The 15,213-nt window shown below is 69.4% G+C and carries 12 protein-coding genes; 6 read left to right on the top strand and 6 right to left on the bottom strand.

Annotated elements, in window-relative coordinates; genetic code table 11:
* The first annotated feature begins 56 nt into the window (after window positions 1-56).
* Window positions 57-1,106, top strand: coding sequence for a threonine synthase (thrC, locus tag Aco04nite_RS06825; RefSeq protein ID WP_212996310.1), 1,050 nt, complete (start codon window positions 57-59; stop codon window positions 1,104-1,106).
* Window positions 1,107-1,158: 52 nt separating this feature from the next.
* Here thrC and Aco04nite_RS06820 read toward each other — a convergent pair whose 3' ends face one another.
* Complete coding sequence (locus Aco04nite_RS06820) at window positions 1,159-2,139, bottom strand: hypothetical protein (RefSeq protein ID WP_212996309.1); 981 nt, start codon at window positions 2,137-2,139, stop codon at window positions 1,159-1,161.
* A gap of 11 nt (window positions 2,140-2,150) precedes the next feature.
* Window positions 2,151-2,651 carry a MarR family winged helix-turn-helix transcriptional regulator gene (locus tag Aco04nite_RS06815; RefSeq protein WP_212996308.1) on the bottom strand — a complete coding sequence of 167 codons (501 nt, stop codon included), beginning with the start codon at window positions 2,649-2,651 and terminating at the stop codon, window positions 2,151-2,153.
* A 136-nt stretch (window positions 2,652-2,787) separates the two neighbouring features.
* Here Aco04nite_RS06815 and Aco04nite_RS06810 point away from each other — a divergent pair, with 136 nt between their 5' ends.
* Both Aco04nite_RS06810 and Aco04nite_RS06805 read left to right on the top strand, forming a co-directional pair.
* Window positions 2,788-6,093: an efflux RND transporter permease subunit gene (locus Aco04nite_RS06810; RefSeq protein WP_212996307.1), complete on the top strand. Its 3,306-nt coding sequence runs from the start codon at window positions 2,788-2,790 to the stop codon at window positions 6,091-6,093.
* A 58-nt stretch (window positions 6,094-6,151) separates the two neighbouring features.
* The gene (locus Aco04nite_RS06805) at window positions 6,152-7,381 is read left to right on the top strand and encodes an MFS transporter (RefSeq protein ID WP_212996306.1); all 1,230 of its coding nucleotides are present in this window, start codon (window positions 6,152-6,154) and stop codon (window positions 7,379-7,381) included.
* On the opposite strand, the gene Aco04nite_RS06800 is transcribed toward Aco04nite_RS06805, so the two are convergent.
* Window positions 7,382-7,744, bottom strand: coding sequence for a hypothetical protein (locus Aco04nite_RS06800; RefSeq protein WP_212996305.1), 363 nt, complete (start codon window positions 7,742-7,744; stop codon window positions 7,382-7,384). It abuts the gene before it with no gap.
* Between the two features lie 55 nt (window positions 7,745-7,799).
* Here Aco04nite_RS06800 and thrB point away from each other — a divergent pair, with 55 nt between their 5' ends.
* The 3 genes from thrB to Aco04nite_RS06785 all read left to right on the top strand — a co-directional run bounded on the left by thrB (window position 7,800) and on the right by Aco04nite_RS06785 (window position 12,555).
* On the top strand, window positions 7,800-8,678 hold the full coding sequence (gene thrB, locus Aco04nite_RS06795) for a homoserine kinase (RefSeq protein WP_212996304.1): 879 nt from the start codon (window positions 7,800-7,802) through the stop codon (window positions 8,676-8,678).
* Window positions 8,679-9,082: 404 nt separating this feature from the next.
* A complete protein-coding gene (gene rho / locus Aco04nite_RS06790) occupies window positions 9,083-11,272 on the top strand; it encodes a transcription termination factor Rho (protein WP_212996303.1) in 2,190 nt (729 codons plus the stop codon).
* Window positions 11,273-11,397: 125 nt separating this feature from the next.
* Entirely contained in the window at window positions 11,398-12,555 is a 1,158-nt protein-coding gene (locus Aco04nite_RS06785) for a nitric oxide synthase oxygenase (RefSeq protein ID WP_212996302.1), read from the top strand.
* On the opposite strand, the gene Aco04nite_RS06780 is transcribed toward Aco04nite_RS06785, so the two are convergent.
* From Aco04nite_RS06780 to Aco04nite_RS06770, 3 genes are read right to left on the bottom strand one after another with little or no spacing between them, the layout of a single operon-like run.
* Complete coding sequence (locus Aco04nite_RS06780; protein ID WP_203839931.1) at window positions 12,539-13,171, bottom strand: RNA ligase family protein; 633 nt, start codon at window positions 13,169-13,171, stop codon at window positions 12,539-12,541. The genes Aco04nite_RS06785 and Aco04nite_RS06780 overlap by 17 nt on opposite strands.
* On the bottom strand, window positions 13,172-14,068 hold the full coding sequence (locus tag Aco04nite_RS06775) for a phosphatase domain-containing protein (RefSeq protein WP_203839932.1): 897 nt from the start codon (window positions 14,066-14,068) through the stop codon (window positions 13,172-13,174).
* Complete coding sequence (locus Aco04nite_RS06770; protein ID WP_212996301.1) at window positions 14,068-15,141, bottom strand: RNA ligase; 1,074 nt, start codon at window positions 15,139-15,141, stop codon at window positions 14,068-14,070. Before Aco04nite_RS06770 ends, Aco04nite_RS06775 begins: the two co-directional genes overlap by 1 nt.
* Between the last annotated feature and the right edge of the window lie 72 nt (window positions 15,142-15,213).

The raw sequence follows: 15,213 nt of genomic DNA, 5'->3' as shown, positions 1-15,213 counted from the left end.
TCTCGCCATTCGGAGAGCTGGTGCATCCTTGACGCAGCTTACGGAGAGGAAAGACCATGTGGCGGGGACTCATTGAGGCTTACCGTGACCGGCTGCCGGTCTCGGCCGCCACCCCGGTGGTCACGCTGCACGAGGGCAACACGCCTCTCGTGCCGGCTCCCGTGCTGTCGCAGCGCGTCGGCGCCGACGTCTACCTGAAGGTCGAGGGGGCCAACCCCACCGGCTCCTTCAAGGACCGCGGCATGACGATGGCCGTCTCCAAGGCGGTCGAGGACGGCTCCAAGGCGATCATCTGCGCCTCGACGGGCAACACCAGTGCCTCAGCCGCGGCGTACGCAGCCCGCGCCGGCATCACCTGCGCGGTGCTCGTCCCGCAGGGCAAGATCGCGATGGGCAAGATGGCCCAGGCCCTGGTCCACGGCGCCAAGTTGCTGCAGGTCAACGGCAACTTCGACGACTGCCTGGCGCTGGCCTCGAAGCTGTCGCAGGACTACCCGGTGTCGCTGGTCAACTCGGTCAACATCTTCCGGCTGCACGGCCAGAAGACGGCGGCCTTCGAGATCGTCGAGGCGCTCGGCACGGCCCCCGACATCCACTGCCTCCCGGTGGGCAACGCGGGCAACATCTCCGCGTACTGGATGGGTTACCAGGAGGACCACGCGGCGGGCACCATCGCGAAGCTGCCCCGGATGTTCGGCTTCCAGGCCGCGGGCGCCGCCCCGATCGTCAACGGCCAGGTCGTCCCCGAGCCGTCCACCATCGCCACGGCGATCCGCATCGGCAACCCGGCGAGCTGGACCAAGGCCCTGGACGCCCGCGATGCCTCGGGTGGCCTGATCTCCGCCGTCACCGACCGCGAGATCCTCACCGCCTACCGCCTGCTCGCCCGCGAGGTCGGCGTCTTCGTCGAGCTCGGCAGCGCCGCCAGCGTCGCGGGCCTGCTGCAGCAGGCTGCCGCGGGCCAGATCCCGGCCGGCGCCACCGTGGTCTGCACGGTCACCGGCAACGGCCTCAAGGACCCGGAGTGGGCCATCTCCACGGCCCCCGCCCCCACCACGATCCACAACGACGTCCTCGCCGCCGCCCGCGCCCTCGACCTCGCCTGACCGCACTCGCCAGAGGTCCAGCCGGGCTGGCCGTCGGCCGGCTTGGCCGCATTCACCAGAGGTCGAGCTGGCCTGGAACCTCGTCGGTGACCCGGTCGGGGAGTTGCCACAGCCGCACGGTGGCGTCCCGTCCGCCGGTCAGCCAGCGGCCGCGCCCGTCGGTGGCCGTGATGGCGTTCTGGGCCATGTCGATGCCGTAGTCGACTCCGGCCTGCCGGCGCAGATTGCGGGTGGCGAGCAGCAGATGTTCTTCGAAGTCGTCGCCCCAGTCGTCGGTGCTGACGGCGACGAGGACGAAGTCGTCGCTCACCAGCGCGGCGGCCTCCATCAGGCGGTAACCGCTGTCACCGGCGACCTCGGCGGGATCGCAGGCGGCCATGATCGCGCCCGTGGCCAGGTCGCGGATGGAGATCTCCGGAACGTCGTCGTGCGGCAGGGCCAGGTAACGGTCCCCGTCGGAGGTGAGGCCGCCCAGGAACCCGCCAGGAAGACTGCGCCCCTGGATCCGACCGTCGGCGAGCCACGCCAGGTGGTTGAGCGGGGTGTCCTGTCCCATGGCGACGTGGAAGCCGAGCCGTTTCCGATCCGGGTGAGGGTGGAAGTAGGCGGCACCCACCGAGGATTTCAGCCGGGCGCGATCGATCTCCTCGCCCGTCGCCGCGTCATAGGCGACCAGGTCGTCACCATCCGGCAGGTACACCCACAGGGTTCCCTGGATGTCGAGGTGGCAGTTCGGCTCATTGGGCAGGCCGCCGGTTTCAATCGTGTGTCGCAGTCGCCAGAGCGTCGTGCCGGACAGGTCGCAGACGACAAGTTCGTCGTGGGTGATTGCCGCCAGGTGCCGCTCGTTGACGCTGACCCTGCATTGCTGCGCCGTCACGGGGAGATCGATTCGCGTCACGAGGCGCAGGCCGGCGTCCAGGACGGTCGCCGATCGGTCCTTAGGGTGGTGGGCCAGCCACCGGCCGCCGGCCAGGGGAGTGACCCAGCGGGGAACCGCGAGGGGGGCCTCGGCGATCAGAAGTGGACGCACTGCTCGCTGTGTCAGGCCTTGCCCGAAGGGCTGCTGCCGAAGAGCTCGGCGGCGTCCGCAGCGGCTTCGGCGGTGGTCTCCTCGACGGCGACGCGGATCATGGCCTGCAGGCCGTCGCTGACAGTCTGCAGCTCGGCGGCGGTGAGGCGGTTGAGGAGGCGGTGCTGCTTCTCGGCGCCGGCGTTGATGATTTTGCCGATGGTGGTCTTGCCGGCGTCGCTGAGGCTGATCCGGCGGACCCGGCGGTCGTGCGGGTCCTCGGCGCGGGTGGCGAGGTCCTGGGCGACGAGGCGGTCGACCATGCCACTCAGCGTGGCGAGGCTCACGCCGAGGAGGCCGGCGAGCTCGCGGCCGGACGTATCACCCAGCCGGTAGAGCAGCATCAAGATCTTCAGCTGCTGCATGGTCAGGTGGGTGGAGAAGAGCGGGTCCGACCTGTCGTACGCAAAAAGGTGCTGGAGCTGCTCCTGAGCGCCCATGATGTCGGCGATGAGGCGTTCGTTCCCGGTCACAACGCCTCCCGTGTTGCGTGCTGATGGCCGCGCTGCGTCCGTCTCGTGACGGGACGCTACCAGCGGGCCCCAGCGAAAAAACATTTGTTCGCGTCAGGCAAACTATATGTCTTGGCCGAACTTTTCGGGGGAGCGCATGTCATTTCTGACCAGGCTCAGTCTCGCGAACCGAGGGCTGGTTGCCCTCATAGCCGTGGTGATCACCGCCTTCGGCATCTACTCGATACCGTCCCTCAAGCAGCAACTGCTGCCCTCGCTGGAGTTTCCCGGCGCGTTCATCGGGGCGGTCCTGCCCGGTGCCAGCCCGGAGATCATGGAAGAGCAGGTCACCAAGCCGATCGAGGACGCCGTCAAGGGCGCCGACGGCCTGGACTCGATCACCTCGACCACCAGTGAGGGCTCGGCGACCATCCAGGTCACGTTCGAGTTCGGCACCGACATCGACAACGCGGTCAACCAGCTGACCACGTCGGTCAACCGGATCCAGTCGCAGCTGCCGGACAACGTCGAGCCGACGATCTTCGCCGGTGGCACCGACGACATCCCGGCGATCATTCTGGCGGCCTCGGGCGGCGACGACGAGAGCGATCTGGCGAAGCGGCTCAACGAGTCCGTCGTGCCGGAGCTCAACGCGATCGACGGCGTGCGGGACGTGCAGGTCACCGGCGTGCGTACCCAGCAGGTCGTGATCAAGCCCGATCTCGCCAAGCTGGGTGCCGCCGGGGTCAGCCCCCAGGGCATCATCACGCTGCTGCAGAGCAACGGCATCTCGATCCCGGCCGGGGCGGTGACCGACGGCACGCGCACGCTCAGCGTCCAGGTCGGCGCCGCGATCACCTCGCTCGACCAGCTCAAGGGCCTCTACCTCAGCGGCGCCCGCGGCCCGGTGAAGCTCGGTGACGTCGCCACGGTGACCAGCGAGCTCGCCACGGCCACCTCGTTCACGCGTACGGACGGCGTCGAGAGCCTCGGCATCGCCGTCACCGCCTCGCCCGACGGCAACCCGGTGGCGATCTCCCACGAGGTCCGCGACCAGCTCGACGAGCTCGAGTCGTCGTCCGGCGCGAAGCTGACCGTGATCACCGACCAGGCGCCCTTCGTCGAGCGCTCCATCGAGAGCCTCACCACCGAGGGCCTGCTCGGCCTGGTCATGGCGATCATCGTCATCCTGATCTTCCTGCTGTCGGTGCGCTCCACGCTGGTCACCGCGGTGTCGATCCCGCTGTCCGTGCTGGTCGCGCTCATCGCCCTGTGGATCGGCGACTACTCGCTCAACCTGCTCACGCTCGGCGCGCTCACCATCGCCGTGGGCCGGGTGGTCGACGACTCGATTGTCGTTCTCGAGAACATCAAGAGACACCTCGGGTACGGCGAGGAGAAGGTCCACGCCGTCATGTACGGCGTGAAGGAGGTGGCCGGCGCGGTCACCGCCTCGACGCTGACCACGGTCGCCGTCTTCGCCCCGATCGCGCTCGTCGGCGGGTTCGTCGGGCAGCTGTTCGCCCCGTTCGCGATCACCGTCACCGTGGCGCTGCTCGCGTCGCTGTTCGTGTCGCTGACCGTGGTGCCGGTCCTCGCGTACTGGTTCCTGCGTCCCGCCGCGGGTGGCTCCGAGTCCGAAGAGGTCCGTAAGGCCGCCGAGGAGAAGGAGCTGCGCAGCCCGCTGCAGCGCGGATACCTGCCGATCATCAGCTGGGTCACCCGCAGCCGGGCGACCCGCTGGATCACCGTCGGCATCGGCGTGTTCGTACTCGTCGGCACGCTCGGCCTGGCGACCCAGCTCAAGACGAACTTCCTGGACGAGTCCGGCCAGGACACCGTCACGATCAGCCAGGACCTGCCGGTCGGCACCAGCCTGGCGGCCACCGACGCCGCCGCCAAGAAGGTCGAAGCGGTCCTCGCGGCCAACACCGACATCGAGACCTACCAGGTCACGGTCGGCAGCGGCGACTTCAACCCGTTCGCCGGCTCCGGCGGGGCCAGCGGCGCCAGCTACAACGTGGCGCTGAAGAAGGACGCCGACTCGGTCAAGGTCTCCGACGACCTGAAGGCGAAGCTCGGCGCGATGTCGGACATCGGCGACGTCACCGTCGGCAGCGACAGCGGTACCGGCTTCAACGGCAGCGCGCTCGCCGTGGTCGTCAAGGCCGGTGACCAGGAGGCGCTGACCACCGCGACCAAGCAGGTCCAGGACGCGATGGCCGCCACCGAGGACGTCACCGACGTCAGCTCGACGCTCGCGGCCAGCGTGCCGCGGCTCGACGTCGAGGTCGACCGGGAGGCCGCCGCCAAGGCCGGTCTCACCGAGGCCGCGATCGGCCAGTCCGTCGCCGGGGCGTTCCGCTCGGCGCCGGCGGGACAGATCAGTGTGGACGGCGCCGGCCAGGACGTCGTCGTGACGTTCGGTGCCCCGCCGGCCGACGCCGCCGCGCTGCGCAAGCTGCAGCTGACCACCCCGGCGGGCAAGCAGGTCTCCCTCGACGCGGTCGCCGAGGTCAAGGAGGTCGACGGTCCCGAGGAGGTCACCCGGATCGACGGCAACCGCAGCGTCACCGTCAACGGCACCGCGACCGGCTCGAACGTCGGCGCCACGACCACGGCGTTGAAGTCCAAGCTCGCGGAGCTGAGCCTGCCGGCCGGGGCGTCGTACGAGATCGGCGGTGTCAGCCAGGACCAGGCCGACGCGTTCCGCCAGCTCGGCCTCGCGGTGCTCGCGGCGATCGCGATCGTCTTCGTGATCATGGTCGCGACGTTCCGCAGCCTGCTCCAGCCGCTGGTGCTGCTCGTGTCGATCCCGTTCGCGGCGACCGGTGCCATCGCGCTGCTGCTCCTGACGGGGACGCCGCTGGGCGTGCCGGCGTTGATCGGTGTGCTGATGCTGGTCGGGATCGTGGTGACCAACGCGATCGTGCTGCTGGACCTGATCAATCACTACCGGACGGCCGGTCTGGGCGTACGCGAAGCAGTCGTGGAGGGTGGACGGCACCGCCTGCGTCCCATCCTCATGACCGCGATCGCGACGATCTTCGCCCTGCTCCCGATGGCCCTCGGGCTCACCGGCGAGGGTGGCTTCATCTCCCAGCCGCTGGCCGTGGTGGTCATCGGCGGCCTGGTGAGCTCGACCCTGCTGACGCTGGTGCTGGTGCCGGCGATCTACACGATGGTCGAGAACACCAAGGTCAAGGGGCGTGAGCGCCGCAACCGCAGGCGGGCGAGGAAGCTCGGCACCGGATACCCGGATGACGCGCCCAAGCACGCCGCGAACGACCCGCGCGAGACCGTGGTCCCGGACGACGACGTCCCGGTCCCCGACTCGAGCGGTGGCGCGCACGAGGCGCCGGTGCACAAGGAGGCGTCGGAGCAGACCGCGCTGCGGGGTTACACGGACCAGTTCGAGGTCCTGAAGATGCCCCGCCGTCAGGTCGACCCACCGACTGCTTGATCGTGAACAGCTACCGGCCGTCCCGCACTCAGCGGGGCGGCCGGTACTGTTTGCGTACGTGCCCACCCCGCTTTCGGTCCTTACCGGTAACCGTGACTTCCGCAGACTCTTCGTGGCCGAACTGGTCGTCTTCGGCTCGGACTGGTTCGTCATGGTGCCGCTGCTCGTCCTGCTTCCCGAGCTCACCGGCAGCGGCGTCTGGGGCGCGCTGGTCCTGGCCGTGGACACCGGCATCAACGCCCTGCTGCTGCCCTACACCGGCACGATCGCCGACCGGGTGGACCGCCGAAAGATCCTGATCGCGGCGAATGTGGTCGCGCTGCTCGCGACCACCCTGCTCTTCCTGGTACGCACAACCGCGACAGCACCCCTCGCGCTGGTGGCCATCGGCGCGATCGCCGTGGCGAAGGCCTTCTACTCCCCGGCGGCATCCGCGGCCCTGCCCAACGTCGTCGACCCGGACGAGCTGGCGGCCGCGAACTCGATCGCCGGCTCGGCCTGGGGCACGATGACGATCGTCGGCGCTTCCCTCGGCGGCATCGTGAGCAGCGCGTTCGGCCCGTACGTCAGCTTCGCGGCGGCCTCGGCGAGCCTGCTGGCGGCGGTCGTCCTGACGGTCGCGATCCGCCGGCCGCTGCAGGCCCCGCGCGATCCGGACGCCGCGCCGGTCCGCACCTGGCACGCCCTGCTGGAGGCGTTCCAGTACATCGCCGCCCGGCCCCGGCTGCGCGCCCTGGTCACGGTGAAATCGGCGGTCGGCCTGGGCAACGGGGTCCTGACCGTCTTCCCGCTCCTGGCCGGGATGTACGCCGTCGGCCCCCTCGGCGCGGGCCTGCTCTTCGCGCTGCGCGGAGCGGGGGCGCTCGTCGGCCCGCTCGTGATGCGCCCGGTCCTGCGGCACCGCAACTGGCTGCTGCCCGGCCTGGCCCTGTCGATGGGCCTCTACGGCCTCGGCTACGTCGGTGTGGCCCTCGCGCCGTGGTTCTGGCTGGTGGGAGCGCTCGTCTTCGTCGCGCACTTCGCCGGCGGGACGAACTGGTTCCTGTCGAACTACGCCCTGCAGGCCGAGGTCCCGGACCACCTGCGGGGCCGGGTCTTCGCCACGGATCTGATGCTGGCGACCCTGGCCATCTCGATCAGCCAGCTGGGCGCCGCCTTCTTCGTGGACCGGGTCGACGAGCGGGTCATCCTCGCCGGCTGCGGCCTGATCACGGTCACCTACGCGATCGGCTGGCGGATCGCGACCCGGAAACTCTCCGTCGCCGGGCAACCTTCCCCGGCCGAATGATCACTGGTAGTTCGGGGCGTGCTGTGCTGCCGAGGGAGAGTGGGTCCGCGTCACGATCGCCGCGATGAGAAGGCCGATGCCGACCGCCGACAGCAGTGCGGCGACCAGGTTCACCGACAGGCTGACCATGCCGAAGCTCGACGACGTGAAGTCGAGCGACGCGTAGATCTGGGGGAGCGCGACGCTCCAGAGCGCGCTGAGCACCTCGGCCAGGACCAGTGCGCCCAATCCGAGGTAGCCCATCAGCACGCTGCGCCGGCTCAGGTGGGCCCGGCGCATCCCGATCAGGACGAAGCCGGCGACCAGCACGGCCAGCATCGGGAGGTGCCCGAGGGCGATGGAGAACAGGTAGGACATGGTCATGGCGGTGACCGTACTGGAGGATGGCGGCTCGTGATCACCCCCTAGCATGTGGCCCATGGGCCTGTCCTTCGTTACCGAGCCGGTTGCTGTCCGCACGCCGGCGACCAGCGCCAACCTCGGGCCGGGCTTCGACACCCTGGGTCTGGCGCTGACGCTGTACGACGATCTGTCCGCCCGCGTCACCGGCGACCGTTTCACCGTGGCGATCTCGGGGGAGGGCGCCACCGAGCTGCCCACCGACGAGACCCATCTGGTCGTCAAGGCCATGCTCGCCACGTTCGACGAGCTGGGTGGGCGTCCGGCCGGGGTCGCGGTGGAGTGTGTCAACCGGATCCCGCAGGCGCGTGGCCTCGGCTCGTCCTCGGCGGCGATCGTGGGCGGGGTGCAACTGGCGCGCGGGCTGGCCGAGGCGAAGATCAGTGACGAGGACGCGCTGCGGATCGCCGCGCGGCTGGAGGGGCACCCCGACAACGTCGCGCCGTGCCTGCTCGGCGGGTTCACGATCGCCTGGACCGAGCCCGGTGGGGCGCGGGCGGTGCGGTTGCCGACTGCTCAGGGCGTACGGCCGACCATTTTTGTCCCTCAGGAACGTGGCCTGACCGCGACGGCCCGGGCCGCGCTGCCGGTCAGCGTGCCCCATGCGGACGCCGCGTTCAACACCGGACGGGCAGCGCTTCTCGTGCATGCCCTGCAGCACGATCCGGAGCTGCTCTTCACCGCGACCGAGGACCGGTTGCATCAGGGTTACCGGGCCGAGGCGATGCCCGGGACATCGTCGCTGGTCGCAGCCCTGCGATCTGTCGGGGTTCCGGCTGTGGTCAGCGGAGCGGGTCCCACGGTGCTCGCATTAGGGCCGGTACCTGCGGATTTCCACCCCGGTGAACAATGGCGCGCAGAGATGTTGGGCGTGGATGTCGACGGAGCCCTTGCATAAGGGAGTATGGTGGAACACGCCGAGCGGGACCCTGTTGCCGCAGGTCGTAAGAGTTGACTACGCTTATGCCGTAGTACCGCTCATGTCTTAGCGCCGCTCAAGACTTAGCACAGCTCAAGACCTGGCACAGCCGCAAAGCAAGCGATCTCAGCGGTTCGGCGCGCACCCCCGAGACAATTGCCGATCTGGCAGTCTCATTCCCATCAAGGCACACGCCGAGCAGCAGGTCTCCAGATCGCTGCACTCGCCGAGACCTATCCGTCAATGTCCGACGGGTCGGGAAACCGTCGAGCTGCCGTGCTGCAAACTCCCGCGCCGCAGGTGCGAAGCGGGATCCGAGGGCACCCGGCCACCAGGTTGCTGCAGACCCGGGTGATCTTGGTTTTTTCGACGGAAGGAATCCATTGAGCGACACCACCGACGTGACGTCGGGTGTTTCTGACGTCGCTGACGACGGCGCCACCACCGCGGCAGTCACCAAGCGCCGCCGCGGCGGCACGGGGCTGTCCGCGATGTTGCTGCCCGAGCTGCAGAGTCTCGCCGCTTCCCTCGGCATCTCCGGCACTGCCCGGATGCGCAAGGGTGAGCTGATCACTGCCATCTCGGAGCGTCAGAACGGCGGCTCCTCGTCCGCCGCTCCCGAGAGCACCCCGCGGTCGCGCCGGACCAACGGTTCGTCGTCCGCCGCCGCTGCCCCGGTTTCCGAGGTTGCTCCGGTTGCCCAGGCCCCGGTTGTCCAGGCTCCGGTCGCCCAGGCCGCCCCGGTTCAGGCTGCCCCGGTCGCTGCGAAAGCCCCGGTAGCCGAGGCCGCGCCGGTCCAGGCCGCTCCGGTCCAGGCCGCCCCGGTCCAGGCCGCCCCGGTTCAGGCTGCCCCGGTTGTGGAGACCGCGCAGGCCGCTCCGGCTCAGGCCGAGGCCCCGGCGCAGCCTGCCGCGACCGCCGCCGCTGAGCAGCCCGAGCAGGGCCGTCGCAGCAGCCGTCGGGAGCGCCAGGAGCGGGCCGACCGCGAGCCGCGTGAGCAGAGCGACACCCGCACGGACAACAACCGTGCCGAGACCCGCACCGAGGGCACCGAGACCGCTGAGCGGCCGGAGCGTCCCGAGCGCGGCGACCGGCCGGAGCGCGGCGACCGCAACCGCGATCGTCAGCGCAACCAGCAGCGTCCCGACGGCGGGAACGACCGCGGAAACGATCGCGGCGAGCGCAACGACCGCAACGATCGGGGCGACCGCAACGTCGAACGCAACGATCGTGGCCCGCGCAACGAGGTCCAGGACGACGACGACAACGATGGCGGCGAAGGCGGTCGGCGCAGCCGGCGCAGTCGTTTCCGCGACCGTCGTCGCGGCCGGGACCGCGACGGCACCGAGAGCGGCCCCATCACCGGTGGCCGTGACAGTGGTGGCCGTGACGGTGGCGGCCGGGAGACCCGCGAGCCGCACGTGAACGAGGACGACGTCCTGGTTCCGGTGGCCGGCATCCTGGACGTCCTCGACAACTACGCGTTCGTCCGCACGACCGGTTACCTGTCCGGCCCGAACGACGTCTACGTGTCGATGTCGCAGGTCAAGAAGCACGGGCTGCGCCGCGGTGACGCGGTCACCGGTGCCGTCCGGGCCGCCCCGCGGGAGAGCAACAGCGACCAGCGTCGCGACAAGTACAACCCGCTCGTGCGGCTCGACACGATCAACGGCATGGAGCCCGAGGAAGCCCGCCGGCGTCCCGAGTTCTACAAGCTGACCCCGCTCTACCCGCAGGAGCGTCTGCGGCTGGAGACGGAGCCGCACATCCTGACCACGCGCGTCATCGACCTGGTGATGCCGATCGGCAAGGGCCAGCGCGCCCTGATCGTCTCGCCGCCGAAGGCCGGCAAGACGATGGTGTTGCAGGCGATCGCCAACGCGATCACCCACAACAACCCCGAGTGCCACCTGATGGTCGTGCTGGTCGACGAGCGGCCCGAAGAGGTCACCGACATGCAGCGCTCGGTGAAGGGCGAGGTCATCGCGGCCACGTTCGACCGTCCGCCGCAGGACCACACCACGGTCGCCGAGCTGGCGATCGAGCGGGCCAAGCGCCTCGTCGAGCTCGGTCACGACGTCGTCGTGCTGCTCGACTCGGTGACGCGGCTCGGCCGGTCGTACAACCTGGCGGCGCCCGCCTCCGGTCGCATCATGTCCGGTGGTATCGACTCGACGGCCCTCTACCCGCCGAAGCGGTTCCTCGGCGCGGCGCGCAACATCGAGAACGGTGGCTCGCTCACCATTCTCGCCACCGCGCTGGTGGAGACCGGCTCGATGATGGACACGGTCATCTTCGAGGAGTTCAAGGGCACCGGTAACGCGGAGCTGAAGCTGGACCGGAAGATCGCCGATCGGCGTACCTTCCCGGCCATCGACACGCACCCGTCCGGCACGCGTAAGGAAGAGATCCTGCTCGGCAAGGAAGAGCTGGCGATCATCCACAAGCTGCGCAAGGTGCTGAGCTCACTCGAGTCCGGCGCCGCTCTCGACCTGCTGCTCGACCGGCTCAAGCAGAGCCGCACGAACGTCGAGTTCCTGATGCAGATCGCGAAGAGCACGCCCGGAGAGTAAGCACCAGACAAAAAGGGACGGTCACCGACAAGGTGACCGTCCCTTTGTCGCACATCAGGTGCGTTCCGACCCAGAAGGGGTCATGCGAACCTTCCCAGCACGTCGCGACCTGGGGAGGACGCTCGATGATCGTGCCTGGTTACCGGGACCATCCGGCCGAGCCATGGGACCCGGAGGCACCGGTCGACCCGGGCGAGGCCGAGGACTTCCTGCGCCGCTGCTACGTCGAGAATCCCCGCCTCGGACCGGTCGAGCCCCGGCTGGCCATCGTGCGGGCGCAGATCGCGGCGACCGGCGGCTATGTGCACACCACCGAGGAGCTCAGCCACGGCGCGCGGATGGCGTGGCGCAACTCGAGCCGGTGCATCGGGCGGCTCTACTGGCGCAGCCTGCAGGTGCTCGACCGGCGCCGCGCGCGTACCGCCGATGAGATCTTCCAGTTGCTGGTGCACCACCTGCAGACCGCCGGGGGTGGCCGGGAGCAGGGCCGGATCCGGCCGGTGATCAGCATCTTCGCGCCCGCTCAGCCTGGCCGGCCGCACGCCCGCGTCCACAACGACCAGCTGATCCGTTACGCCGGCTACCGCAACGAGAACGGCGGCCACGTGGGCGACCCGGCCCAGATCGCGTTCACCGAGGCAGTGCGGCGGCTCGGGTGGCGGGGCAAGGGCGAGGCGTTCGACATCCTCCCGCTCGCCATCGACGTCCCGGGTCAGCCCGTACGCCTCTACGACCTCCCCGAACGCGCCGTCCTCGAGGTGCCCCTGACCCACCCCGAACACGGCTGGTTCGCCGAGCTGGGGCTGCGCTGGCACGCCGTACCCGTCATCTCGAACATGCGCCTGACGATCGGCGGCGTGAACTATCCCCTCGCGCCCTTCAACGGCTGGTACCTCGGTGCGGAGATCGGTGCCCGGAACCTGGCCGACCCGGACCGCTACGACATGCTGCCGCTGGTCGCGCAGCGGCTGGGCCTGGACACCAGCCGGGAATCGTCGCTGTGGCGGGACAGCGCGCTGGTCGAGCTGAACCGGGCTGTCCTCTGGTCGTACGAACGGGCCGGGGTCAAGATCACCGACCATCACACCGAGTCGCGGCGGTTCATCACACACCTGCGCAACGAGGAGAAGGCGGGCCGCCCGGTGCCGGCCGACTGGACGTGGATCGTGCCGCCGATCTCGGGCGGGCTCACGCCGGTGTTCCATCGCTACTACGAGGAGCTGGACCTACGACCCAACTTCTATCCGGCTGAGGATACCCGCTGCCCTATGCGAAACCATTGACGGCGAAGTCGTCGCGGTGGCGCCAGGAGGCTTCGGTACGCACGTGCTCCGGGCGTACCCACTTGAGGAGCTTGAGGGTGAACTCGTCGGCGGGAATCCGCCCCGCGCTACGGACCACGAAGCCCTCGGATTCCCCGGGGTCGCACCGCAGCGCCCAGGCCGCGCGGGCCTCGCTCAGGCTGAGCCCGCGGTAGAGGACCGGCACCACCGGGAGCTCCAGCCGGGTCGCCCAGTCCACCGTGTCGTCCCAGCCGAGCAGCGTGTTCGTCTCGTCCCAGATGCCGAAGACCATGAAGACCCCGGGCAGCTCTGTGTACGCGATGCTGCGCCGGGCCCACATCGACTCCCCGCAGACCCGCCAGTCGTCGGGTATCCGATACGCCGTCATCGCCCACAACGCCTTCGCGGGAACGTCCCATGGCTGCGTGCCGGAGTCGAGGGAGCGGGCGTACATCGTGTCCCGGGTGAAGGTCAGGTTGCCGCCGTCGAGCTTCTCCGTCACCACCAGTTCCCCGTCCAACCAGGACAGGTCGTGCTGGATCCGGTCGTCGTTCGTGGCACCCGGGGAATCGGGCAGATGGAAAGTACGCGGGTACTTGCCCACCTGCCCGCTCATTTAAAAGTCTCCCTCAGCCACCTGGAACACGGTCAGCCCGAGACCGCGCCACATGCGCACCACCTGCTGACGGTCGTCGAACACGCCGACCACCCGCCAGCGCGGGCTGATCTCCTGGTCGAAGATCTCCCGCTTGACGATCGCATCCTTACGGCTGTCACCGGCCGGACGCATGAATAGTCCTTCGTACGGCACATCCACGTAAAGGTCCAGCCAGGCCCGCGTTTCTTCGCGGCAGACCTCGTCACGTCCCGAGCAGAACACGATCGCGTTCCCGGCGGCGTGCATCGCCCGGACCGCCGCGATCACCGCCGGGTTCGGCGCGTCCTCACCGACCCGGGACCAGTCGAACGGGCTCCGGCCGCTCATCAGCGCGACCGTCCCGTCGATGTCGACGAGCACCACCGCGGGCAGCTCCGGGTCCGGCTCGTACACCAGCCCCGGGCCGCCCGGATCCACGAACGGGATCGGCAGCGGAAGGTTCTTACCCTTCAGATACCGCTCGTGCATGCGCCGGATCGGCTCCTCGCCGACCTTCTCGTCCGCCGGGCGGTCCGCGTCACGACGGATGCATTCCTCCACCGGCACGTCGGTGAAGTCGTGCACCTCGAACGTCGCGTGGAACCGGGCGGCCAGCTCGGCCCACTCGCGGACGGTCTTGCCCCGCAGGTTGGTGTCGTCGACGATGACATCGGCGTGTGCGCGCAGCAGGGCCTCGACGGCGGCCCGCTGGGCGTGCGTGACCTGCCCCTCGGCCCACTGGGTGAAGAGGCGCTGCCCGTGCAGCATCCGGCGCAGGTCGTCGCGGTTGACCCGGACGACGTTCGGTTGCAGCTTGCGGGCAAAGGTGGTCTTACCCGAGGCGGGCAGACCCCGGGTTATCAACAGGCGGGTCATCAGGAGATTCCTTCTGCGGCGGGCGTCAAGTGGGCTCCGGCGGGCTTCACGAGGGTCCAGAGCCCGGGCCGGTAGTCCTTGTCGTCGAGGCGCAGGAACAGCGCGCCCCGGTGCTGGCTCTTCAGCGCCTGAGCAGCGAATTCACGCCGGCCCCACCCGTCGGGCAGGGCGGCCACGATCGCCGCGAACTCCTTCTCCACGTCCTCCGCCATCGCGTCGACGGCCGCGACGAGCTCGGTGGCGACCCCGGTCACCCACGCGTGGAACTCGTCGGGCAGGGGTTCCGTCAGCGCGTCCAGGTCGCCACCGGCCACGAGCACTTCCCATACCGTACGGTCGGAAAGCCCCGTCACCAGCCGATGCAGCCGTACGTACTCGGCGTACTTGATCTTCACACGCTCGTCACTGTCGACGAAGTGCACGACCATCCCCTCCTGGCCCTCCCGGGTCGGAGCGGCGAGCGCGTCGGCGAGCGTCGCATAGGCGAACGTCTCGACAACCGGCCCGGGCCACTCCGGCACCGCCTCGGGCCCGTGCGTCCGCCCGGTGGCGATCTCCACCGCCCCGAGCAGCACCAGATCATCGAGCCCCGCGTAATCGACCACGATCCGGTTGGCCGGATAGATGATCTCCACGAGCACAGTCAGCCCCGTCGGCGGGACAAAAGCCCCATAACGCCCGCGCAGGATCTCCGTCGCGTGCTGAGCCTGCTCCGACGCGAACGACCCGCGCGTAGCCACCGCCCAGCCCTCGCCGTCCGGGTAGACGATCCCGAGGGAGCCGTCGAGCTTGTCCGTGACCACAACCTTCGCGGCGGGGTCGAGGACCGGTGCGTGCGACTCGGTGTGGTTGAAGAATTTTTTCAGGGGACGCGCCAGGATCTCGAGATCCGAGTCCATGATCAAGCCCCGGCAGGCCAGGGTCACCGGGGTCCAGGCGCCCGAATACTGCGCAGCCTCGGTGTAGTTGTAGATCGAGAACGGCTTCGAGGGATGACGCTGCACCCGCACCAGCCCGGCCTCGATCGCCGCGGCCAGGTCGGCCGGGTCGAAGACGTCAGCGAGCAGCGTCATGGCACTTTCCTTCCAGCTTGGGGAATGCCCCGAGGGCGCCTCACGTTATCGACCACGTACCACCTGCCGCCT

The sequence above is a fragment of the Winogradskya consettensis genome, assembly GCF_018332715.1.
Lineage (GTDB): Bacteria > Actinomycetota > Actinomycetes > Mycobacteriales > Micromonosporaceae > Actinoplanes > Actinoplanes consettensis.
Note: the sequence above shows the minus strand (reverse complement) of the source record. Positions and strands in the feature narration are given on the sequence as shown.

What these genes read in the sequence shown, in the direction of transcription:
- Aco04nite_RS06780 (WP_203839931.1), bottom strand. Translation starts at nt 13,171, where the DNA reads ATGAGCGGGCAGGTGGGCAAGTACCCGCGTACTTTCCATCTGCCCGAT.
- Aco04nite_RS06770 (WP_212996301.1), bottom strand. Translation starts at nt 15,141, where the DNA reads ATGACGCTGCTCGCTGACGTCTTCGACCCGGCCGACCTGGCCGCGGCG.
- Aco04nite_RS06810 (WP_212996307.1), top strand. Translation starts at nt 2,788, where the DNA reads ATGTCATTTCTGACCAGGCTCAGTCTCGCGAACCGAGGGCTGGTTGCC.
- Aco04nite_RS06775 (WP_203839932.1), bottom strand. Translation starts at nt 14,068, where the DNA reads ATGACCCGCCTGTTGATAACCCGGGGTCTGCCCGCCTCGGGTAAGACC.
- thrB (WP_212996304.1), top strand. Translation starts at nt 7,800, where the DNA reads ATGGGCCTGTCCTTCGTTACCGAGCCGGTTGCTGTCCGCACGCCGGCG.
- thrC (WP_212996310.1), top strand. Translation starts at nt 57, where the DNA reads ATGTGGCGGGGACTCATTGAGGCTTACCGTGACCGGCTGCCGGTCTCG.
- Aco04nite_RS06800 (WP_212996305.1), bottom strand. Translation starts at nt 7,744, where the DNA reads ATGACCATGTCCTACCTGTTCTCCATCGCCCTCGGGCACCTCCCGATG.
- Aco04nite_RS06785 (WP_212996302.1), top strand. Translation starts at nt 11,398, where the DNA reads ATGATCGTGCCTGGTTACCGGGACCATCCGGCCGAGCCATGGGACCCG.